The sequence below is a fragment of the Maribellus sp. YY47 genome, from assembly GCF_023111095.1.
In the GTDB taxonomy this organism is placed as follows: Bacteria; Bacteroidota; Bacteroidia; order Bacteroidales; family Prolixibacteraceae; genus Draconibacterium.
The window spans coordinates 94031-115636 of sequence record NZ_JALGYW010000007.1; the positions used below are offsets into that span (position 1 = coordinate 94031).

Annotated in this window: 19 protein-coding genes; 2 read left to right on the forward strand and 17 right to left on the reverse strand. The window is 42.6% G+C overall.

Annotation, left to right across the window (positions count from 1 at the left end; genetic code table 11):
* Positions 1–251: 251 nt before the first annotated feature.
* From MR764_RS07365 to rlmH, 5 genes are all read right to left on the reverse strand, one after another.
* The gene (locus MR764_RS07365; RefSeq protein ID WP_247978761.1) at positions 252–1160 is read right to left on the reverse strand and encodes a TIM barrel protein; all 909 of its coding nucleotides are present in this window, start codon (positions 1158–1160) and stop codon (positions 252–254) included.
* A gap of 143 nt (positions 1161–1303) precedes the next feature.
* On the reverse strand, positions 1304–3553 hold the full coding sequence (locus MR764_RS07370; RefSeq protein WP_247978762.1) for a patatin-like phospholipase family protein: 2250 nt from the start codon (positions 3551–3553) through the stop codon (positions 1304–1306).
* Positions 3554–3834: 281 nt separating this feature from the next.
* Positions 3835–4233, reverse strand: a complete 399-nt coding sequence (locus tag MR764_RS07375; RefSeq protein ID WP_247978763.1) for a phosphoribosyltransferase — start codon at positions 4231–4233, stop codon at positions 3835–3837.
* A gap of 18 nt (positions 4234–4251) precedes the next feature.
* Entirely contained in the window at positions 4252–7950 is a 3699-nt protein-coding gene (locus tag MR764_RS07380; protein ID WP_247978764.1) for a HAMP domain-containing sensor histidine kinase, read from the reverse strand.
* Positions 7951–7953: 3 nt separating this feature from the next.
* Positions 7954–8427, reverse strand: a complete 474-nt coding sequence (rlmH, locus tag MR764_RS07385) for a 23S rRNA (pseudouridine(1915)-N(3))-methyltransferase RlmH (protein ID WP_247978765.1) — start codon at positions 8425–8427, stop codon at positions 7954–7956.
* A 192-nt stretch (positions 8428–8619) separates the two neighbouring features.
* Here rlmH and MR764_RS07390 point away from each other — a divergent pair, with 192 nt between their 5' ends.
* Both MR764_RS07390 and MR764_RS07395 read left to right on the forward strand, forming a co-directional pair.
* Positions 8620–9021 carry a DUF4783 domain-containing protein gene (locus MR764_RS07390; protein ID WP_247978766.1) on the forward strand — a complete coding sequence of 134 codons (402 nt, stop codon included), beginning with the start codon at positions 8620–8622 and terminating at the stop codon, positions 9019–9021.
* Between the two features lie 12 nt (positions 9022–9033).
* Positions 9034–10002 (forward strand): YihY/virulence factor BrkB family protein, encoded by a 969-nt coding sequence (locus tag MR764_RS07395; protein ID WP_247978767.1) that lies wholly within the window; start codon positions 9034–9036, stop codon positions 10000–10002.
* A 21-nt stretch (positions 10003–10023) separates the two neighbouring features.
* On the opposite strand, the gene MR764_RS07400 is transcribed toward MR764_RS07395, so the two are convergent.
* From MR764_RS07400 to MR764_RS07455, 12 genes are all read right to left on the reverse strand, one after another.
* Positions 10024–10905: a rhomboid family intramembrane serine protease gene (locus tag MR764_RS07400; protein ID WP_247978768.1), complete on the reverse strand. Its 882-nt coding sequence runs from the start codon at positions 10903–10905 to the stop codon at positions 10024–10026.
* A gap of 13 nt (positions 10906–10918) precedes the next feature.
* Positions 10919–11641 (reverse strand): rhomboid family intramembrane serine protease, encoded by a 723-nt coding sequence (locus MR764_RS07405; RefSeq protein WP_247978769.1) that lies wholly within the window; start codon positions 11639–11641, stop codon positions 10919–10921.
* A gap of 154 nt (positions 11642–11795) precedes the next feature.
* On the reverse strand, positions 11796–13655 hold the full coding sequence (gene mutL, locus MR764_RS07410; protein WP_247978770.1) for a DNA mismatch repair endonuclease MutL: 1860 nt from the start codon (positions 13653–13655) through the stop codon (positions 11796–11798).
* Between the two features lie 45 nt (positions 13656–13700).
* On the reverse strand, positions 13701–14009 hold the full coding sequence (locus MR764_RS07415; RefSeq protein WP_247978771.1) for a hypothetical protein: 309 nt from the start codon (positions 14007–14009) through the stop codon (positions 13701–13703).
* Positions 14010–14102: 93 nt separating this feature from the next.
* Positions 14103–15251 (reverse strand): iron-containing alcohol dehydrogenase, encoded by a 1149-nt coding sequence (locus MR764_RS07420; RefSeq protein ID WP_247978772.1) that lies wholly within the window; start codon positions 15249–15251, stop codon positions 14103–14105.
* Between the two features lie 45 nt (positions 15252–15296).
* Positions 15297–15605: a putative quinol monooxygenase gene (locus tag MR764_RS07425; RefSeq protein WP_247978773.1), complete on the reverse strand. Its 309-nt coding sequence runs from the start codon at positions 15603–15605 to the stop codon at positions 15297–15299.
* 140 nt (positions 15606–15745) lie between these two features.
* The gene (gene corA / locus MR764_RS07430; protein ID WP_247978774.1) at positions 15746–16810 is read right to left on the reverse strand and encodes a magnesium/cobalt transporter CorA; all 1065 of its coding nucleotides are present in this window, start codon (positions 16808–16810) and stop codon (positions 15746–15748) included.
* 134 nt (positions 16811–16944) lie between these two features.
* Complete coding sequence (gene der, locus MR764_RS07435) at positions 16945–18255, reverse strand: ribosome biogenesis GTPase Der (RefSeq protein ID WP_247978775.1); 1311 nt, start codon at positions 18253–18255, stop codon at positions 16945–16947.
* Between the two features lie 96 nt (positions 18256–18351).
* Positions 18352–19236 carry a GTPase Era gene (era, locus tag MR764_RS07440; RefSeq protein WP_247978776.1) on the reverse strand — a complete coding sequence of 295 codons (885 nt, stop codon included), beginning with the start codon at positions 19234–19236 and terminating at the stop codon, positions 18352–18354.
* Positions 19237–19419: 183 nt separating this feature from the next.
* The gene (gene dapF, locus MR764_RS07445) at positions 19420–20280 is read right to left on the reverse strand and encodes a diaminopimelate epimerase (protein ID WP_247978777.1); all 861 of its coding nucleotides are present in this window, start codon (positions 20278–20280) and stop codon (positions 19420–19422) included.
* Positions 20281–20292: 12 nt separating this feature from the next.
* Complete coding sequence (tnpA, locus tag MR764_RS07450) at positions 20293–20721, reverse strand: IS200/IS605 family transposase (protein WP_247978778.1); 429 nt, start codon at positions 20719–20721, stop codon at positions 20293–20295.
* A 99-nt stretch (positions 20722–20820) separates the two neighbouring features.
* A complete protein-coding gene (locus tag MR764_RS07455) occupies positions 20821–21402 on the reverse strand; it encodes a hypothetical protein (protein ID WP_247978779.1) in 582 nt (193 codons plus the stop codon).
* Between the last annotated feature and the right edge of the window lie 204 nt (positions 21403–21606).

Genomic DNA, 21606 nt, shown 5'->3' on the forward strand with positions numbered 1-21606 from the left:
ACGCTTTACTCTCCACTATCTCACTAGCGATTTCACAGACACCCGGCATTTTAGTCAATCGAATCCCATACATTTCGGTTAAAACTACCAGGTTTGTTTACGATCTTCATTCAATCGGGATACAAGAATAAATGAGCCATTCTCCCTCCTTTTTCTTTCCCGCTATCGTTTTCATGGAATGCACGTCAAAATTAAACACAAAAAAACCGGTTCCTTTCAGAACCGGCTCCCATTATTTTTTACAATCTACTTTACACCAAAATCTTGGTAGTAAGATTAGTGATGCTTGCTCCAATTCCTTCAAAAGGTTTTCCGTTCCCCTGGTTATCGTCTTCCACGAAGAAGTATTTCATGCCTGCTTTTTCGCGTGCAGCATAAATACGTTTGAAATCGATAAGTCCGGAACCAACTGATGTGATATCATCTTTATCGACGGTGTAAAATGGTGTTGTTACCTCAGCTGCCATATCTTTAAAGTGCAGCAACTGGAAACGGCCGGGATATTTATCGAACATTTCAACAGGATCCTGTCCGGCTTTTGTTGCCCAGTAGCAATCCAGTTCCATGGTGATCAGATCGGCGTCCATTTCTTTCAGGAAAATATCGTAATAAGGAACCATTCCATCGGTTGGTAAAAATTCGAAGTTATGGTTATGATAACCAAACTGAATCCCAACATTCTTCATGATCTCACCGACTTTATTCCATTCGGCAATCATGCGCTTGTAGGTTTCCACGTTCCTGTCTTTTTCTTCAATCCAGGGCTGAACACAGTATTCTACGCCAATTTCAGCATGTGCATCTGCCATTTTTTGCGCACTTGCCGTGGTAATTCCTTCCGCTTCAACACTGGTGTGGCTACTTACGATCTTCATTCCAAGATCTTCCACAATTTTCTGGAATTCTTTGGGAGCCATGCCATAGAATTTACCATCGGAATAAGATGCCATCTCTACGTATTTATAGCCCAGATCTGACATTTTTTTCAGCGCCCCCGGAGCATCAGCAGCCATGGCATCGCGAATGGTGTATAATTGCAATCCTACGCCAAAGCTTTTTTTATCGGGAGCAACCGCAGTAGTACAGGCAGTTGGCCCAAGAATTACAGCTCCAACAGCTCCGGCCGCAGAAATCTTAAGAAAGTCTCTTCTATTTTTCATTTTATATGTCGTTAATTGGTTTTTGTCTTTCACCATTTTTACAGAAAGCGCACTAAAAATAATAGATTCCCCGCATTAATAAAAAAACTTGTTCATTTTTTACCCTCCAACTTTTTGAAATCCATCTTATTCTGAAAGAAAAACTAGAAGGGAAAACCCACGCTTAAGAAAAAGCGAGTTTTTGAATCGAGGTTATTTCCTCCAACCAACAACTGAATGGGCCCGATTAAAGAACTGTACTTTACACCGAAGTTATACCCCCAAATATAATCGGTAACCGGTTCCCTGAAATTATCGACCAGTCCGTCAAAAGTGTTATTTACATTTCCAACATTCAGTGTGGTTGACAAATACAGGCCTTTTACAATTCGGGCATTCAGCTCTGCTTTTGCAAAAGCCATATTGTACGTGAATAACTCAGCCGTATTAAAACCCGCTATATTCCGGTATATTTCGCGGGCATTAAAACGTTCACCACCCAGCAGTAACATCCCGCCAACTCCGGGATCCGTGGTATTGAAACCCGCGTTCAATCCAAAATCGAATGTTAGAAAACCGTCGATGGTTTTGTACCAGTTGTAGTCGGCCAGCATGGTAGCGTACGCCCCGTTGTTTTCCGACAAAACATAATCTACAGTTTCGTTATGTAATTCTCCCACCCGGTTAACCTTTGTGCTTAACACATGGGAAAACGACAAATTCAACCTGACTCCTTTCCCGGGAAAATAGAGATCGTCGGTAGTATTTAAGCGGTAAAAGAATTTATAACCCCATTCTTTTGATGCATGTCGGGCAAATCCGGCAGCATCGTAAATACTTTTTAAATCTTCCATCGGCGAAATCCGGTTGTAGCGGAATATTCCATTTAGTCCTAAAATATGATTAAGGCCGGGGGCATAATGAATGCCGTAACCTCCCTCCAGTGAAAAGTATTTATAATTGCCCAGCTCATCGCCGTTAACAAACATCGGATGCTTGTAATCGCTCAGGTTAAAAAAGTAGTGGTTCGAGAACTTTTGCTGGTTCCCCAGCAGTTTGTTCATCTCGAGACGAAGTGCTGGATTTTCTGCAATGTGTGTGGTAAAAAGCAAACGGGAAGACGGCATTACGACATTTAACAGCGTAAAATTGGTGACCAACCCAACGCCCATATCGTTGTCGTAATTTGGTGTAAACTTGAACATCACACGGGGATTCTCTTTCACCTGAAACACCAGAATGTAATCATCGTCTCCCGGACCCTTTTTTAGTGAAAAAGAAATTTTATTGAAATACGGGGAACCATGCATGTACTCGATAGCCTCGCGCACATCGTTGAACGACACCGAATCTCCCGGCGCAATTCCCGACTTTGACACCACATAATCTTTACCGATAAATTGCAGGCCCTCCACTTCAATTCCGGCGACTTTTATCCTACGTGGCTGCTTGATTTTCGAAACAGGCTTGAACTGAAGATCAAGACTGTCGGCCAATTCCTTTAATTGATCGAGTTTTTCCCGCGCTGTAATTTCACCCAATTGCTGAATAGCCGGGCCATTCAAAAAGTCGCTCGATCCGTAATCGTACAATTCGGGAATAATCAATATATCCACTTTCTCGTTTTGTTCGCGGGCATCGACAATACCCGCCAGCGCAATCGAACGGGAAAGAATTTCGGGTACGGTGTTGAGTTTGGCCTTGGTAACTTCCTCCGGAAAACCCACATACACGCCAATAATGATATCAGCGCCCATGTCTAGCGCTTCCTGTACCGGAAAATTTCGGGCAACACCACCGTCGACCAAAAGCATTGAATCCAAATCGACCGGAGTAAAAACCGTGGGAATAGCCATACTCGCGCGAATGGCTTCCACGAGATTGCCCGATGCATGTTCAACCACATTGCCTGAGATGATATCGACCGACATGCAATGAAAAGGTATCGGAAGACTGTCAAAACTCTGCTCGCTGGTAAGCGGCCACAACAGTTCAGAAAAATAAGCCTCCAGGTGCTGGCCTTCGATCATTCCCGCGGGTAACCGGATTTTATTATCACTGATCGGGATAACAAAGATGTATTTATTGGTTTCCTTTTTTTCTTCCATGCTTACTTTCTGAAGGACTTCCTTGTCGGTCAGCAAATTCTTCCAATCAGCATTTTCATTAATGGCAGAAAGCTCATCCACGGTATAACCACAGGCATACAAGGCCCCGATAATACTCCCCATGCTTGTTCCGGTAATAATGTCGGGGCGAATCCCGGCTTCTTCCAATACTTTGATAACACCAATGTGCGCCAATCCTTTAGCTCCGCCCCCACTCAAAACCAATCCGATTTTCGGTTTCTTCGGGATCGACTGATCAGTTTGCTGCGCATACGCCGAAAACGAAATCAATATTCCTATTGTCAAGACAGATATTCGGAGAAAAAAAGTGAATCTATGTTTCATTGCTTTATGGAATTAGCTCACCGGCTGTGGAAAACTTATCGTATACAGCCGATCGTTTTTTTCAATTTTCTGAATTTGAAGCAACTAATTTATAGTAAAATAAGGATTTCGACGAGCTTATTCCGAAGATTTTAAAACAACGATCAAACACTGAAGGTTGTTGGGAACCATCTATTCTGAACATCTGCACAAACCGCTGAATCCAACAGAAACCGGCAACTAATTTTCAGCATGGCGGGTTTCTAGGGTTTCCAGGGCCACTTCACACAATCTTTGATATCGGGAAATAATACAAAGTCGGCTTTCCCTTTCATGGCGCAGGTTTTCACATCAAATCCCTTCAGTAATTCCAGGGCAGCATTCATCGTCTTTCCACTTACCGACACATCGTCTACCAAAAGAATTCGCTTTCCTTCAAGTTGCCATTCAGGCTGATTCAACACACGGGGAGTTTCGTACCTCGGATTATTCTGCTCATCACGGTAATTCATGGTGAGCACCTGCAATTCCGCCTCCAGATAAAAAGCGACCATGGTTGCAGCAGGGACTCCTCCCGTTCCAATTCCAATTACAACATCCACGGGTGGAAAATCAATTGTTTTCAACCGTTCCGTAATTTCTTTAAATGAAAGTGGTACCATATTCTTGCTGCTTCTAATTTATATGTTTGTTCTTCTGAGGTGAATTTCCGAATTGTTTTGATAAACAGGCATCTCGATAAAAAAAGTTGTTCCTTTTTGAATTTCGGTTTCAAACCAGATCTTCCCGGAGAAATTCTCTACTATATTTTTCACAATGGCCAATCCCAGGCCCATTCCGCTCGTTTTGGTCGTAAAACTTGGGGTAAAAAGTTTATGCCGAAGTTCGACCGGAATTCCCGAGCCGTTATCTGTAACTGCAATCACCGCAATGTCGTCTTGCTGAGTAAGATCCAGGCTTATTTTACCTTTCCGATCGTCGGGAATCGACTGGATCGCATTGCGGATGAGGTTAATAATTGCCCGCGACAACTGCTCTTTATCCGCATTCACCTCTAAATTTTCGCATCCGTTGGCATGAAAAACAATTTCGGCCTGGTTATAGGTTTCGTAAAGATCGATCGTTTTTTGTAGTTGTTCTGCCAATTTAAATACCTGGTTGCTTGCTGTGGGTATTTTGGCAAAGTTCGAGAACTCGGTGGCAATATTGGAGAGATTATCGATTTGTTCGATCAGAATATTTGTAACCCGTTCGAGATGTTTGTTGTAATCTTCGTCTTTCCCTTTTGATCGCTGTAAATACTGAATATTCAGTTTCATCGGGGTAAGCGGATTCTTGATTTCATGCGCGATTTGCTTGGCCATCTCGCGCCATGCCGACTCACGCTCCGACTGTGCCAGCAACTCGGCACTCATGGCCAGTTCTTCTACTTTTTTGTTGTATTCTTTTACCAGCCTTCCAATCTCATCCTGACGGCTGTACTGAATCGGCTCGTTACGTTTCCCCAACTGCATTTTCTGAAGATTTTCCTGAATCAGCACCAAGGGGCGTGTAATTTGGTTGGCAATGAACACTGCCGCGATAATACTGGCCAAAAACAGCAATACATACAAATTGATAAAGGCAACAATGTAAGTGGAAATTTCCTGGCTGTAAGAATCTTGTTTTATAAAATAAGGCAGGTTTATGAATCCCAGGTAATCATTCCAGTCATTTAAAAGAGGCCTGTATGCCGACAAATAAGAAAGCGAGCCAATGTTCTCGGGCTGGAAATAGTTAATCTTGAAATTATAGAATACTTCGTAATAAGCCCGCGAATTTATCCGGGGAGACACCAATTCCTTATCAAAGATTTCGCTACGCGAAGAAGCGATCAGCCGCCCGTTTGTTCCATAAATATTAATGTCGGTCCGAAAGATATTCGACAATTTTATCAGCTCGCCCTGAAGCATCACGGCTATTTCGGGAGTAATGGTACGCTGATTGGTCAAGCGCATATCAATCTCTTCGGAGATCGATTTCATTTTCTCATCAAGATCCTCGCTGTGCTTCGATTTAAATTGTTTTACGTTATAAAAAATAGTGACCAGCGCCACCACCAGCAACGAAACAAATACAATGGAAATAATGGCCGCCTGTATTTTAAATTTCAGGTTGAACGAAAAACGGCGTTCGCGCAGCGTACTGTTCCCAATCACCAAAATAATCAGCAAGAGCAGGAAATAGAACACAAACAAATACGGAAATGCAATCAGGTAGTCGATAAAAGTCAGCAATTCGCGGGTTACAACCACATAATTATTTTCGCGGGAATGATAAACAAGATGCTCGTATTTATCCTGACGAATAAAAGAAAACTCTTCGTCAGAAGTCAGGTAAACGTGCCCGTAGTAGTTGTAGTTGTAGTCGCCAAATTTGTCGGTCAACTCGCCTCCGTAATATTTTGCATACGAGAACTTCCGGTAAACATCTGAGAGTACAATTGATTTATCAATCAGCAACTCCGGGAATCCGATGCCCTCAAACAACAAATCCGAATCCAGGTCGATAAAAATGTCCACCAATCCGCCTTTTCGCTTCAAATCGTAAGTAAAACGTCCGGTATACGATACCCGTCCGTTCATATTATTCATAAAGTAAAAATGGGTACCGGGTATTTGTATGCCCTGGCTGGCAATTAAATTATCCATAAAACTTGAGCACGGGGCAGGTTCATCGTCCGGTTGAATAATCAGTTGCTGAATGCTATCGCAGACATAAATATTGAGGAGGTACTTTCGGAAATAGGTGTTGAAATATGATTTTTCGATGTATTCAGCCACATCCTCGCGTTGCAGCAGGAGACTCTGAATCGCGGGGTCGCTTTCCAAACGGGATTGTATCTCAGCCAGAAAAACCTCTGCCGCAGGGTCGCGTTCGTTCACCAGTTTTATGGCCAGCCATTTTTGTTGCCCCTTCTCTTTTTCACTGATGGTCTGATTAATCACCATAAGCGAATACACCGAAACCAGCGATACAAATACGATCAGATAACTCAGGGTAAACGTTTCGAGGTATCGTTCACTCAGCAAACAAGCCAGCATGGTACCTGCAACAAACAAAACAAGCACATAATAGTAAATCTGCCCGATGGCTATCCACTGAACACCCGCCAGAAACAAAGCAATCAGAAGCGCATACAGAAAGACTTGCTTTAACCTCAATACTCCTTTAGCCTCATCTGCGATACGAATGATCAAATAAATAATTCCGAGCAGCAACAGCCCCATCGAAAATATTCCCAATACACTCTGAAACGATATCCCGGTTATTTTATTCAGGGCAAACGATATGGTGGAGTTATTAATGAGTTCGCCAATCAGGTAGTGCACCATTAAAAAAAGTGTTCCGGCGAACAATAATAACAACCCGATGATCCATTTTTCGGGTAGCGGAGTATTTTTTTTAAGTTCTTTCAGGCGCAGGTCGATCGCAAAATTGTAAACCCAGAAAAGGAAAAATACAGACAGCAAAAAATAGTCGCCCAAAGACGGCAGCCAGTAGTTGATGGCAAAAAAATCGGGTCCAAAAAACTTGAGGTGATAAAATACCTTGGGAACCCGAAACAACAGGTGTATCCAGTAAACAATGAAAAGTGCACCGCCCAGACCGGTCAGTTTCAATGCAAAAGGAGCTTTGGCGGCAATAAATTCGCGCCTGAAATAAAAAAGCAATACGATTAATCCCAACAAATAAATAAATCCGGGAAGATACAACTGTTTGGTCGTACAAAGATACTTCCCGTAGGGCCACAACGAGAACAGAAAATTACCCTCGGCATCGTACAAAACATAAGCATCGTCGTATCTTTTCGCTTCGATGATATAATCGTTTGGGATCTTATAATCAGAATAGAAATTATTTTGCAGGTATTTATTCTCGAAAGTGTAGTGGTTTTTTATCAACTGCAGACCGTAAATCCGGAAATCGTTCACGATCATCGTATCAAGCAGATAATATCCGTTGGGCAACCTGGCAAACCCTGCCTTTTTGTTCATTAACGAATCGGGCGTGTCGTAAAAAGCAATGGAACGATCGGACCAAAAAACCAGATCTGAGTCCTGGTAAACCAAAAAACCAAATCCGGTTTCCAGTATATTGGTTTCCTTTTGCTGAAAAAACTCATCCACAACCACTTCGAAATCCTCTGTTGCCAGTTTTCCGCCCAATTCGTGAACGCGCGATTTCAGTTCTTTTTCGTTGTCAATCAGTTTGTCTTGAAAATCCTGAATAAGCGCAGTTTCGGGATGCCGCTTCAGCAAACCGTTTTCAAGAACCGCAGCAGTAATTAAAATAAGGATTGCGACAAAGAGATAGGTATATTTATTCAGTTTCCGCATTTTTTAATCGTGGTGATATGGTTCGCCTTTTAAAATGGTAAATGCCCTGTAAATCTGCTCCACACACAAAAGTCGCACCATTTGATGCGAAAAGGTAAGTTTTGATAAAGAAATTTTTGATGTTGCTTTTTCGTACACCTCTTCCGAGAAGCCATAAGGTCCTCCAATCACAAATACGAGCTCCTTTACACTGCTTATCATCTTCTGTTCCAGAAACTGAGCAAAACCTTTTGAAGAAAATGCTTTCCCGCCCTCATCAAATAAATGTAATTCTTTACCGGGCGCCAGACGAGACAAAATAAGCTCTCCTTCCTTTTGTTTTTGAAGATCAACCGTCATGTTTTTGGCTTTCTTCACGTCCGGTATTACTTCCATTTCAAAAGAAATATAGTGCTTCAGCCGTTTTGTATAAATATCAATTCCTTCGCGTAAATAAGCGGTATCTGTTTTACCAATAACCAACAGGGTAATCTTCATTTTATCATTTTTTCAGGGAATGTAAGTGCCAGTTTTGCATTGAATTAAACGATTATTATGCATTAACTCCTTTATTTCACCTCCCAGTTGACATATAATTTTATAAATTTACAGTAAAAATAAGGGTATAATCCTGTTTTGCATAGTTTTTGTATAAATGCAACGCGAATGCAATATAAAAATTAGAACAAAATGCAGTTATCAAAAAAAATATCAATTGTTGCCATTTTATTTTTAAGCCTGATGGCATTTCATGCTTCAGCCCAGGTTCCAAAAGATATCATAAAAAGTTTTGACACCGGCGACTCTAAACTTTTATCCGGCTTTTTTAATCAGGATGTTGAACTGGTGGTGTTGGATAACGACAATGTTTACAGCAAAGCGCAGGCAGAACAAATCGTCGCCAGTTTTTTCAAAAGCTTTCCTCCCATCGAAAAAAGTGCTTTTACCGTTATTCACAATAGCGAAAAAGAAGATCCAAAGTTTGTGATTGGAAAATTACAAACCACGAAGGGAAACTTTAGGGTTAATTTTCTTTTGAAAAAAACAGGCGCTAAAGAATATATTCACCAATTAAGAATTGAGAAACAATAATCCCAGCAATATATGGGAACAAACCAAACTTTTGGTCGCTTAAAAAAGTTAGGAGAGAAAATTGTTGAACGCGCAAAAAAGATCTCATTTCCTTTATTTGACGGTGTTCCCCTTTACGATGTCGCCGTGTTTTTTTGGAGAAGCATCGTTGATGGCTCTATAACCACCCGTGCGTCAGCCATTGCATTTTCTTTTTTTGTAGCGCTTTTCCCATTTATAATTTTCTTGTTCACCCTCATCCCGTATATTAAGATTCCCAATTTTCAGGACGAACTGTTTCTGTTTATCAAACAGATGGTTCCATCGAGCACCTTTTCAACCATTGAAGATACGTTGATCGAAATCATCACGATACCGAGGAGTGACCGACTTTCAATCAACTTTTTTGCTGCTTTGTTTTTCGCAACCAACGGTCTGGCGGGCATGATGAGTGCGTTTGATGCCACCATCCACAGCATACAGGGAAGGTCGTGGTGGAGCCAGCGAATTACGGCCATTTACATGCTGATTGTTCTATCCGTTCTACTTACCATCGCAATAGCATTGCTAACCGGAGGACAGCAATTAATTAATTACCTCGACCGCATCAACATTATCCGCGATGACTTCCTGGTGTTTTTTCTCACCATAAGTAAATGGGTTATTACGGTGGCACTGTTCTTTTTTGCCTACTCTTTTTTATACTATATGGCGCCGGCCAAAAAAATAAAATGGCGGTTTATATCGGCAGGAGGAACCTTAACCACTGTCTTAAGTATTGTCGGATTAATCGGATTCACCTATTACATCAACAATTTCAGCCAGTACAACGCGCTGTACGGATCGATTGGCACCCTGCTGATTATTCTTCTTCTGATGTACCTGATGTCGCTGATTCTGCTAATCGGGTTTGAGCTGAATGCCAGCATTTACGAGGCACACACACAACAGAGCGATGATAATAAAAGTAAAAAAAGCATTTTTGGAAGATCCGGAAATTGAAAGCAGAAAAGCATTAAAGGGCTACTTCTTCCCTTGTTTAAATAGCAATTCCTTTTCTTCTTTTGTTAGACTTTCGTAACCCGACTTGCCAATTTTATCCAGAATACGATTGATTTCCTCTTGCTTTTGATGTTGCTGGTGAGCGTACTCATGATCGTCACGGGGTGGTTGTTTGTAAGTGACTTTCATCCGGCTTTTAGGTTTGAATGTACCGTCAAAAAACGCTGCCATACGATCGATGAAATCGACTAACCCCGAGCCCCAGTCTTTACCGCGACGTAACTGATAAATATAAAACCATCCCCAGAAAGCGCCTCCCAAATGAGCAATATTTCCTCCCGGATTAGTCGTTGAAATATCAATTACTGACAATAACACATAAAAAGCTGCTACGTATTTCAATGAGAATTTTCCGATAAAAAACAGGTAAATCTCGCGGTTGGGGTCGTAAACCGAAACGGCGACCAGCACTGCAAAAATGGAAGCAGAGGCTCCCAACAGCAATCCATAAACGGAATCGAAGGCCGGGAACAAATTATAAGCTAAAATATAAAACGCTGCCCCCATCAAGCCTCCAAGCAAATACACACTCAGTAATTTACTTCCTTCAAAATGATAGAGAAACAACTTCCCAAACCAGTACAGTCCCAGAATATTAAAGATCAGGTGAAGAAAACCTGCGTGCAAAAACATGTAGCTTACAACCGTCCACGGGCGATGCAACAGCTCATTGGTTGCAGAAGGTACGGCCAACCAGTTGACCAGCGAAAACGGCTGACCTGCCAGGTAGAAAACAACACCGATCAATTTCAGCACCAGAAAAACCCCGATATTAATATAGATCAGCCGGGTGAGTACTGAACCTTCTTTAAATGTTCGTTTTATATCGCTCCAGATATCCACTTTATCCTTTCAATTAATAGAAATGCCTTGAATTCTTGTTCCAGTGCCGGATCATGAAATACCCGAACAACATCCCTCCTAGGTGCGCAAAATGAGCCACACTCCCCTGGATTCCGGAAATCCCAAAAATCAATTCCAATATACCGTAGCCGGCCACAAAATATTTTGCTTTGATTGGAATAGGCGGAAACAACAACATCAATTCAGTATTAGGAAACAACATACCAAACCCAAGCAGAATACCAAAAACAGCACCAGAGGCACCAATAGTTGGAGTATTCAAAAACATCGTCAGTTTTTCAGATAAAGTATTTGGGATATACTTACCCTGCATGGCCAACTCTTTAAAGTAGTCCAATTGTTCGGGCGCAATTTTTCCGATCAACGATTTGTATTCCAAAAACAACACAAAGGTATGCAGGGCTGCTGCTCCCAGTCCGGTTACGAGATAAAAGGTTAGAAAACGCTTGGGCCCCCAAACACTTTCCAACACCCGGCCAAACATATACAAGGCAAACATATTAAAGAAAATATGCCCGATGCTACCATGCATAAACATATGGGTGAATATCTGAAACAGCTGAAAATGGTCAGAAGCCGGAAAATATAAACCTAAAATTCGTGTCAGGTCAGTTCCGCTTTGTTGAAGCACCACTGTTGCCAAAAAGAAGACGACGTTTGCCAGAATCAGGTTTTTTACCACTGGAGGCATATTGAGCGCTGGTCTGTAATTCATATTCCAAAAGTTAGAAGCCGGAAGTCAGAAGTCGGAAAAGAACCGTCTCAAGAACTACCGATTTTTTTATTATAAAAAACTAAACATTCATTTCAGGCTGGAAGTTTACAATAGCCGTTCCATTTTTAAATTCCTTGAAAATAAAGACAATCTGTCATCTTAAAAAACTTTTTTCGATGTCGTCAATCGGAATGATGGTCAGTACTTTCTTTCCGTCGGGGGTAAAATTTGGAGTGGAACAGGCAAACAGGTTATCGATCAAATGATCCACTTCTTCCTGTTTCAGATCAACTCCATAGTTTAAGGCCGAAGCTTTTGCCAGCGAAAGGGCAATCTGCTCCTTTGCCTTGGTACGCGCATCAACTGGCGAGTTTTTGTATTCTTCCAGCAATTTCTCCACGATCAGTTCCGGTGAAGTGACATCCAATACACCGGGTGTTCCGTTAATCACAAAAGTGTCTTTCCCAAATTCCCGGATATCAAAACCCAGCGAAAGCAAGTCGTCGAGTATCGATCTCAGTACTGCCGCATCAGCGGGGTTCAAATCAATGGTTTGCGGAAAAAGTTGCTGCTGGCTCGCCACCGAGTCCGATCTCAGCACCTCCAGAAATTGTTCGAATAAAATCCGTTCGTGGGCACGCCGCTGATCAATCACCATTAATCCCGATTTTACAGGAGTAAGAATATAACGCTGCTTCAGCTGAAGTACTTTCTTCCCTGAAAAATGCTCTGCCCGGGCTTCCGAAAAATCGACAGACTGCCTTACCGAAACCGGCTCTTGTTCGGATTTTATTTTTAACTGAACCCCCTGGTACAAATCCTCCCAGTTCCCGAGGTTCTTTTTCTCGCGAAAAGAAGTAGTTGAAGAAGGGGTGTAACTTCCTTCTGAGTGTTGTTTATCAGTATCAAACGGGTTGTAATCGGGATTGATTTTTATATCCGGAAAGCGAATTCCCTCGGCACTGCGTTTGGGTACCGGAATATCGATGCTCCCGCTTTGGTCAAAATCGATCGAAGGAACAACATTGTGTTTTCCGAGCGACTCGCGCACAGCGGCATGAATAATTGGCCAGATATCGCGCTCGTTTTCAAATTTGATCTCCGTTTTTGTAGGATGTACGTTGATATCAATGCTTCCCGGATCCAGTTCCAGAAACAAAAAATACGAAGGAAATGAATCGGGTGGCAACAACTGTTCGTACGCCTGCATTAAGGCTTTATGGAAATACGGGTGTCGCATAAATCTTCCGTTAACAAAGAAGAACTGTTCTCCCATTGTTTTTCGTGCGAATTTGGGCTGCCCGATAAATCCAAAGATCTTTACGATGCTGGTATCTTCGTCAACATTCACCAAACTTTGTGCAAGGCTTTTCCCAAAAACATCCACAATGCGTTTGCGGTAATTGGCTGCCGGAAGTTCGTACACCGGCGTTCCGTTGTGAATCAGCGAAAAGCGAATTTCGGGATTGGGCAGCGCTACCCGCTGAACTTCCCATATGATGTGTTTTAACTCGGTTGAATTGGCTTTCAGAAATTTCCGGCGGGCAGGAACATTGTAAAACAGGTTCTTGATCAGAAAATTTGTTCCGTTGTTTACCCCGGCAGGTTCCTGTGTTTTTACTTCGGACCCGATAATATGGATAAACGTCCCCAATTCATCTTCCACTCTTTTGGTGCGTAGCTCCACATCGGCAATGGCTGCGATCGAAGCCAGGGCTTCCCCCCTGAATCCCATGGTACGGATACAAAAGAGATCGTTGGCACTTTTGATTTTCGAGGTAGCATGCCGCTCAAAAGCCATGCGGGCATCGGTGGGCGACATTCCACAACCGTTATCACTGATCTGAATCAGCGTTTTACCTGCATCTTTTATGTTGATGGTAATTTCGGTGGCTCCGGCGTCGAGGGCATTTTCTACCAATTCTTTCACCACTGATGCCGGACGTTGAATAACCTCACCAGCAGCTATCTGGTTGGCAACCGCATCAGGTAATAACTGGATGATATCGCTCAAAGTAAGATTTTTATTCGATTAAAAATGAGTACTATGACAATTTGATTAGCCTAAAAGATCTGAATAAAAGAACAGGTATAACACCAACGCCAGGACCAGAAAGATCCAAATCAACCGTCGGTTCTGGGACCTGCGCGCACTTTCTGTAGAACGTGAAAGGCCACCCTGAGTGCGGAATTGCCCCTTTATATTCGGACGGTAAGGTCTCCCGTCATTCGTTTTTTCATCCACTATCCCCAATTCGTCTTTTATTCTGCGTTCGCGTTCCTCCCGGGCGTCCTTGTCAGGATTCCAGAAACGGGGAGTGATGCCAAACTTCTTTGTTCCGGGCGTATGAAAAAAATTGCCAATCATTATCGTAGTATTTGTTACAAAGATAACCTTTATTCTGCAAAAATTATTCCACGGGCTTTCTTCCTTACCGGTTAGAAAGACAGAAGCTTTAAATTAAAGTGATTTCTCAAGGATCCGGGTCAGTTGTTCGTCGCTTAATTCCACCGGATTCCCTTTCATGCTACTGGCAACTTTTGCTTTTTGCACCAGTCCGGGGAAATCATCTGGGGTAAGTCCGAAAGCTGCCAGCGAAGGGATGTTTAATGCTTCAACAAGATTTTGGGCCCAAATCACGGCATCTTCTGCTTTGGCCAGTTCACTGCCGGTAAGTATTTCGGCCAGTTCATCGTATTTCGAAATGCTTTGTCCTTTCTCTTTTAAGGCTTCGATATTGGTTTCAATCACTGCGTCCATCAAACTGGCACAAACCGTTCCGTGGGGAATGGGATACAAACCGCCCATGGGCCCGGCAAAACCATGAACAGCACCCAGCTTTACATTGGCCAGCGCCATCCCTCCGAGCAAACTGGCCATCGACATGTCGGCTCTGGCAGCCTCATCGTTTCCATTTTCGAAAGCCACCTGCAAGGATCGTGCAATCCGTTGCATTCCTTCCCGGCAAATCATATCGTTAAAAGGATTGGCCTGGTTCGAAACAAAAGTTTCCATCAGGTGCGTAAATGCGTCGATCCCGGTGCTTGCCGTTAGTGCCGGCGACATGGAGTACGTCAGCGTTGGATCGACCAACGCAACCGCGGGATACATCGAATTACTTCGCAGACTCACCTTTACGTTATTTTCAGGAGATTTGATGACCGAATTTTTGGTGACTTCGGCGCCGGTTCCCGATGTGGTCGGAATCGCAATACAGGGCAATGATTTCTGGCTAAGTGTTTTCCCGTTCCCAATTACTTCCAGGTAATCCAGCAAATCTCCGGGATTGGTGGCCATGACCGCAATCGCTTTCCCTGCATCAACCACACTTCCGCCGCCCAAGGCCAGCACCACATCGCATTTCCTGTTGCGTGCCAGCTCAATCCCGGCACTTATCATGTGCGTAGTCGGTTCCGATTCTACTGAAAAAAAATCAACTTCGGTTCCGGGTGCCAGTTTTCCAACCAAAGCAGAGGCCCGTTCCCGGTTTTTTCCGGTTACGATCAACACACTTTTCCCATATTCCGAAATCAGATCCGGCACCTTGTTTACGACATGGTTCCCGAATATAACCTGCGATGCCGTTGCAAATGAATAAGTGAATGACATATCAAAACTTTACTCCCGGAGACCCAACTATTGAGATCGTATAGATTAACCCCAGCTTTCGTCTTCCGGAAAAACATTATAAAATACTGTCGAAGTACGTGGTTCGGCCATCATGTCTGAAACCTTTTCGCGCCAACGCTGATAGTGTTCCGTGTTTTTATGCTTGGCCGGGTCTTCGTAATGACGGTAAACTTCCACGAGCACAAAACGAGTGAGGTCATCTTGTTGTTGCACAATATCGAATAGGGCAACTCCCGGCTCCTGAAGACTGTTCTTCGCATTTTCGACGGTTGCCTCTATAAAATCCTCAACGTAATCTCTTTTCACATGAACAAAAACATGGACGATGTACATAACTTCGATTTTTTATTTTCAGACAATTAGATACCCGACACACAAACGTCAGGCTCTACAAAATTGATAAATATTTTCTGAAACACTCCACCCTTTTCAAACATAATTTTAAAGGAAGAATGCAGGCTTAAAACGACCGGTTACAACCACTTTTTTCGTTTGAAATAATAGAGCAAACCACCTGCCAGCAATAAAATAATACCCCATAAGATTGGATAGGAATATTTGTAATCGAGCTCGGGCATGTACCTGAAATTCATCCCATAAATGCCGGCAACAAAAGTCAGGGGGATAAAAATGGATGCAAAGATGGTAAGTGTTTTCATTACTTCGTTCATCTTGTTGCTCATGTTGGAATTGTAAATATTGAGCTGATCCGAAACCAAGCTGTTGTAAAGCTCGATGGCATCGGTGCACTGCACCGCCAGTTCGTACAGGTCGGCCAGAAATTTTTGATTCTTCTCCTGAATATAGGAATCTTCGGTACGATTAAGAAGCACCAGAAAATCGCGGACCGGCCGAATTGATTTACGCAGGTAATTCAACTCCGTTTTAAACTGATAGATCTCTTCTACAATTTTTGTATCCATCTGCCTGAACAAGCGGTCTTCGAGATCTTCCACCTTTGTTCCGATGTTTTCAATCAGAATCGTATAATTATCAACGATTGTATCCATCAGCGCATACGCGAGGTAATCATTCCCGTGGCTGCGAATCCGGCCTTTGTTTTTACGAATCCGTTCGCGCACGGGGGTAAACACATCTCCCCTCCGCTCCTGCAAGGTAATAATACAGTCTTTCCGAAGAATAATGGTGATTTGCTCGGCATGAATCCTGTTCGAATTCTCAACCTGGTGCATCATTTTCATGATAAAAGCATCGTAGGTCTCTCCGTTATCGTATTTGGGCTGCTGGTCGGTGTTCAGAATATCTTCGAGCAAAAGCGCCGGAAGTTCAAACTCAGAACCCAGGGTTTGAATCATGTCCAGGTCGTGTATCCCATATATATTGATCCAGTTAACAGCTTCCGGATTTATTTTGTCCAAAGCTTCGCGGGTGCTGCTCACTTCTTCTTCCACCAGGGTTTCAGTATCAATCTGCATGTACTGAATGACGGTTTTTTCCATCTTTTGTTTTCCGATCAGCACCAGCGATCCCGGTACCATTCCTTTTGCCTTTGAGCGGTCTTTTAAAAATCGTGCCATTGCAAGAATGTTTTCTTAAAGATACTATTTAAACAAGTTAGTCCAAATTGACTGTTAATGCCTATTAACAAAAAACTCCATCCGAAACGCATTGTTCAAATGGAGCTTTGTATCTTTTTTTGAAGATTCTATTTCTATTTCTGGCGGAAAAAGATCTGAATCGGCACGCCGGTAAAATTAAAGTTATCGCGCAACTGGTTTTCGATATAACGTTTGTACGGCTCGCGAATGTATTGCGGCAGGTTGGCAAACAAGGCAAACGTTGGCGTTGGCGATGGCAACTGCGTACAATACTTAATTTTGACAAACTTACCTTTTACAGCGGGTGGCCCGTAATTTTCAATGGCTTCGAGCAACACTTCGTTCAATTCCGAAGTTTTAATACGCTGCTTGCGGTTTTCGTACACTTCCATGGCAGTTTCGAGCGCCTTGTGCACACGCTGCTTGGTAAGTGCTGAAATGAAAATAATCGGCACATCGGTAAACGGCGCAAAACGTTCCTGAATTTGTTCTGCAAATTTTTTGGTTGAATGTGTATCCTTTTCAATCAAATCCCACTTGTTTACCAGCACCACAACTCCTTTTTTATTGCGAACGATCAGGTTGAAAATATTCACATCCTGCGCCTCCACTCCACGGGTGGCATCAAGAATCAGTAAACACACATCCGAGCTTTCGATGGTACGAACCGAGCGCAGCACCGAATAAAACTCAAGATCTTCGTTCACTTTTCCCTTCTTCCGCAAACCGGCGGTGTCGACGATCATAAAATCGTGCCCAAATTTATTGTAGCGCGTATGAATGGAATCACGGGTGGTACCTGCCACATCGGTTACAATGTTGCGGTTTTCCCCGATCAAGGCATTGATAAATGACGATTTACCTACATTCGGCCTTCCCACTACCGACAAGTGAGGCAATTCGTGCTCCTCTTCCACGTCCGATGTTTTGGGAAGTTTATCCACCAGCACGTCAAGCATATCGCCGGTACCGCTACCTGTCATTGAAGAAATGCAGAAAATCTCTCCCAAGCCCAGGCCGTAGAATTCCTGTGCATCCATGATACGCTGATTGTTATCTACTTTGTTAACTACCAGCACCACTTCTTTTTTACTTCTGCGAAGGATATTTGCGACGGCATCATCAAGATCGGTTATCCCGGATTCAACATCAACTACAAACACTATCACATCCGCCTCATCGATTGCCAGGTGCACCTGCTTGTTGATCTCCGCTTCAAATACATCATCCGAATTTACCACGTAGCCTCCGGTATCGATCACCGAAAATTCCACGCCGTTCCACTGGCTTTTCCCGTAATTGCGGTCGCGGGTTACACCGGCCGTTTCATCCACGATGGCTTTACGCTGTTCAATCAAACGGTTAAAAAGTGTCGATTTCCCAACGTTAGGTCTTCCTACTATTGCTACTATTTTGCTGCTCATTTCTTTCTTCTTTGTTTAAGGACCAAAGTCCGGTGTTTCCTGTCATTGCTTAACAAGAAATTCTCATTACTCACTACTAAATACTCTCTGCTGGAATTAATACGCGTCGTAACCAAATTTCTTCAGCTGACGGTCTGTTTCCCGCCAGTCTCTGGCCACTTTCACATACAATTCGAGGAATATTTTTTTATCGAAAAACTCTTCTGCATCTGCACGCGCTTCAGAGCCCACTCTTTTAATCATTTTCCCCTGGTGCCCGATAATGATTCCTTTCTGGCTGTCGCGCGAAACATAAATCACTGCTCTTATATTGATCAGTTTTTCCGTTTCCTTGAACTCTTCCACTTCCACTTCCACCGAATAAGGAATTTCCTTTTGGTAGTTCAACAAAATCTTTTCGCGGATAATTTCCTGTACAAAAAAGCGTTCGTTCCGGTCGGTCAGTTCATCTTTTGGGAAGAATGGCGGACTTTCGGGCAACAACTCCAGGATGCGGTCGAAGATCGGTGCAATGTTAAATTTTTCGAGGGCCGAAATCGGAAAAACATCCGCGCCCGGAAAAACATCTCTCCAGTAATCGTAAAGTTTTAGCACTTCTTCCTGGTTCGACAAATCGATCTTGTTGATCAATACAATCACCGGCATATTCGACTTGCGTACCTTTTCAATGTACTCCGGATTCTTGTCACTCTTTTCCTTTACATCGGTTACAAACAAAATCACATCCGCGTCGATCAGCGCCGAATCAACAAATTTCATCATCGATTCCTGTAGTTTGTAACTGGGTTTCAGAATACCGGGTGTATCCGAGTAAACGATCTGGAATTCATCGCCACTAACAATGCCTTTGATGCGGTGGCGGGTGGTTTGCATTTTTTGGGTGATAATGGAGAGTTTTTCTCCAACGAGTGCGTTCATGATCGTGGATTTCCCTACGTTGGGATTTCCAACAATGTTCACAAAGCCTGCTTTATGTGTCATTATTTCAATTTTAGGTGATCCTTCCTTTTCAGGAATTCTAAATAAATTACTAAAAATCAGCGCAAAGATAAACGAATTTCGGGAGATTGAAACAATCACCACAAAATTGCAGCTTTTTCGTATTACTATGTTATCGCACCTCTGTTTCGATCAATTCAAAGGGCGATGATTCAAGACCTTTTTTCACCGCAAATCTTCGATCAGTTCAGCATTGAGTGCACCCGAGGCAATCTCACGCACTTCACCGGTCATGCGGATTTCCCAATCCTCATCGATTTCAATGCGAAGATTTCCCCCCGGCATTTTGATGGTCAGGTTTCTTTCGGTCAGTCCGCGTTTAATAACGGTTGCAGCCACCGCACACGACGAACTTCCGGAAGCCAGTGTCCAGCCAGCGCCCCGTTCCCAGATCATGGCTTCCACTTCAGTCGGCGAAATCACCTTTGCAAACTGCACATTAATACGGTTCGGGAACATCGGATGGTTTTCAATGTCAGAGCCATAGCTTTTTACTTCTGCTTCATCCAACTCATCAACCAATATTACACAATGCGGGTTTCCCACCGAAACACAGTTTATTTTAAACGACTTGTCGTGCAAATGCAAAGGTTTGTCGATACATTCAGCAGCCTCAATGTTCACCGGAACTTTCGCTGATTCAAAAATGGCTTTGCCCATATCCACCTTAATCGTATGTGCTTTGCCGTTGCGCTCTGCCACAATCTCGGCAGTAACCAGTCCGCCGGGTGTTTCAATGCTAAATCGTTTTTCAGCGGTATGCCCGTGATCATACAGAAACTTCGAAAAAATCCGCAGGCCGTTCCCGCTTTTTTCCGCTTCCGATCCATCGGGGTTTAAAATGCGCAAGCCAAAATCAGCTACTTCTGACGGCACTTTCAACAAAATTCCGTCGGAGCCAATTCCAAAGTGCACATCACAAATCCGAACAATGGCTTTTTTAGTCAATTCAAAAGTGATCGTATCCTGGTCAAGTACAATGTAGTCGTTACCTAATCCGTGTGATTTGATATAGAAATTTTGCATAATCGTAAGAATTTAATTGCTTTCAAAGTTATAATTCCTGACAAATTCGGCATACTCTTCATCCCAACTTTTCTTCCGATGGTGCTCTTCCTGATTTAAAATATATGCTTCAACTTTTTTAACCTGAGACTCGCTGACCGACACCGCAAAATATTCACTCGCCCATTCGAATTTACCTTTTATCAGTCCATTTTTATTTATCCAGAACGAAGACTCTCCTTTTATTAACTGAATCACTTTTGCCAGACTTTGATCCGGATTCAACGACAACAAACAATGGATGTGCTCTTTTCCTCCATTTATAACTCTAATATATATTCCTTTCGATTTTGCGTTTTCCAGGATATGATTCAGGATTTCTCGCTTATTCGATGCATTAATCACAGGAGCTCTTCCTTTTGTACTCCAAACACAGTGTAGCCAGTTTCTTACGTACGACATCGTTTTTATGCTTTGGGTTAAGAGCTAAAGCCCGGATTATTATGGTTCCATAGCCCAGGCTTAAGCCTGGGGTTACTGAAAAGTTACAACCAATGGGTTTTAAGCCACAATCTTTTTGTTGTTATTCAAAATTATATTTTGCAAAAGCACCATTGTAAGATTTAAAACAAACAAAGCATCCGACTGACTGGCAGAGCCGTTTGTTGGATGAACACCGGCCTTGTCTTTTCTTACCCGCTCCAGAAAACTATTGATATCTGTGTAAATGGAGTTGGTCAGTTCATAATCCGACAACAAATTATTTCTCTTAGCCTCCTTTAAAAGAATGCTGATATTCTTTTTCTGATTGACTTCTCCATCCACCAAAATCTGCAAAGCAGCCTGAACCGCATTGATCGACTTTGTTATCACATCCTCGTAATCTTTTCCCCGAAAACTTTCAAATGCTTTATTTAACTCACTGTTTACACCATCGTAAGTCGGATCATCCAGCAGCCTAAACGTGGGATCATAAATTTCTTCTACAATTTTCTCCGATTGTCGAGGGACAAATTGATTGTTGCGGATCATAATGTTTATGCTATACTGATCAAATAAATCATCCAAATAATTTAATACTTCAATTTTAGATGGCCACGAAGCATTATATTTTTGCAGATAAATGCTTAAAAAATCATACAAGAAAAACTCATTTTCAAGGCAGAAGAATCTATACAATACTTCCTCTATCCTTTCAACATCTGAGTTGAATTGGATCATTTCAGGGATATACCCAAATGACATTCGCTTATAATGTATCTGAAACTCTTTCAATATGCCAATCAAATACGCATCATATTTCATAAAAAAAGGAAATAACAATCGATTGAAAATATCCCATCTATC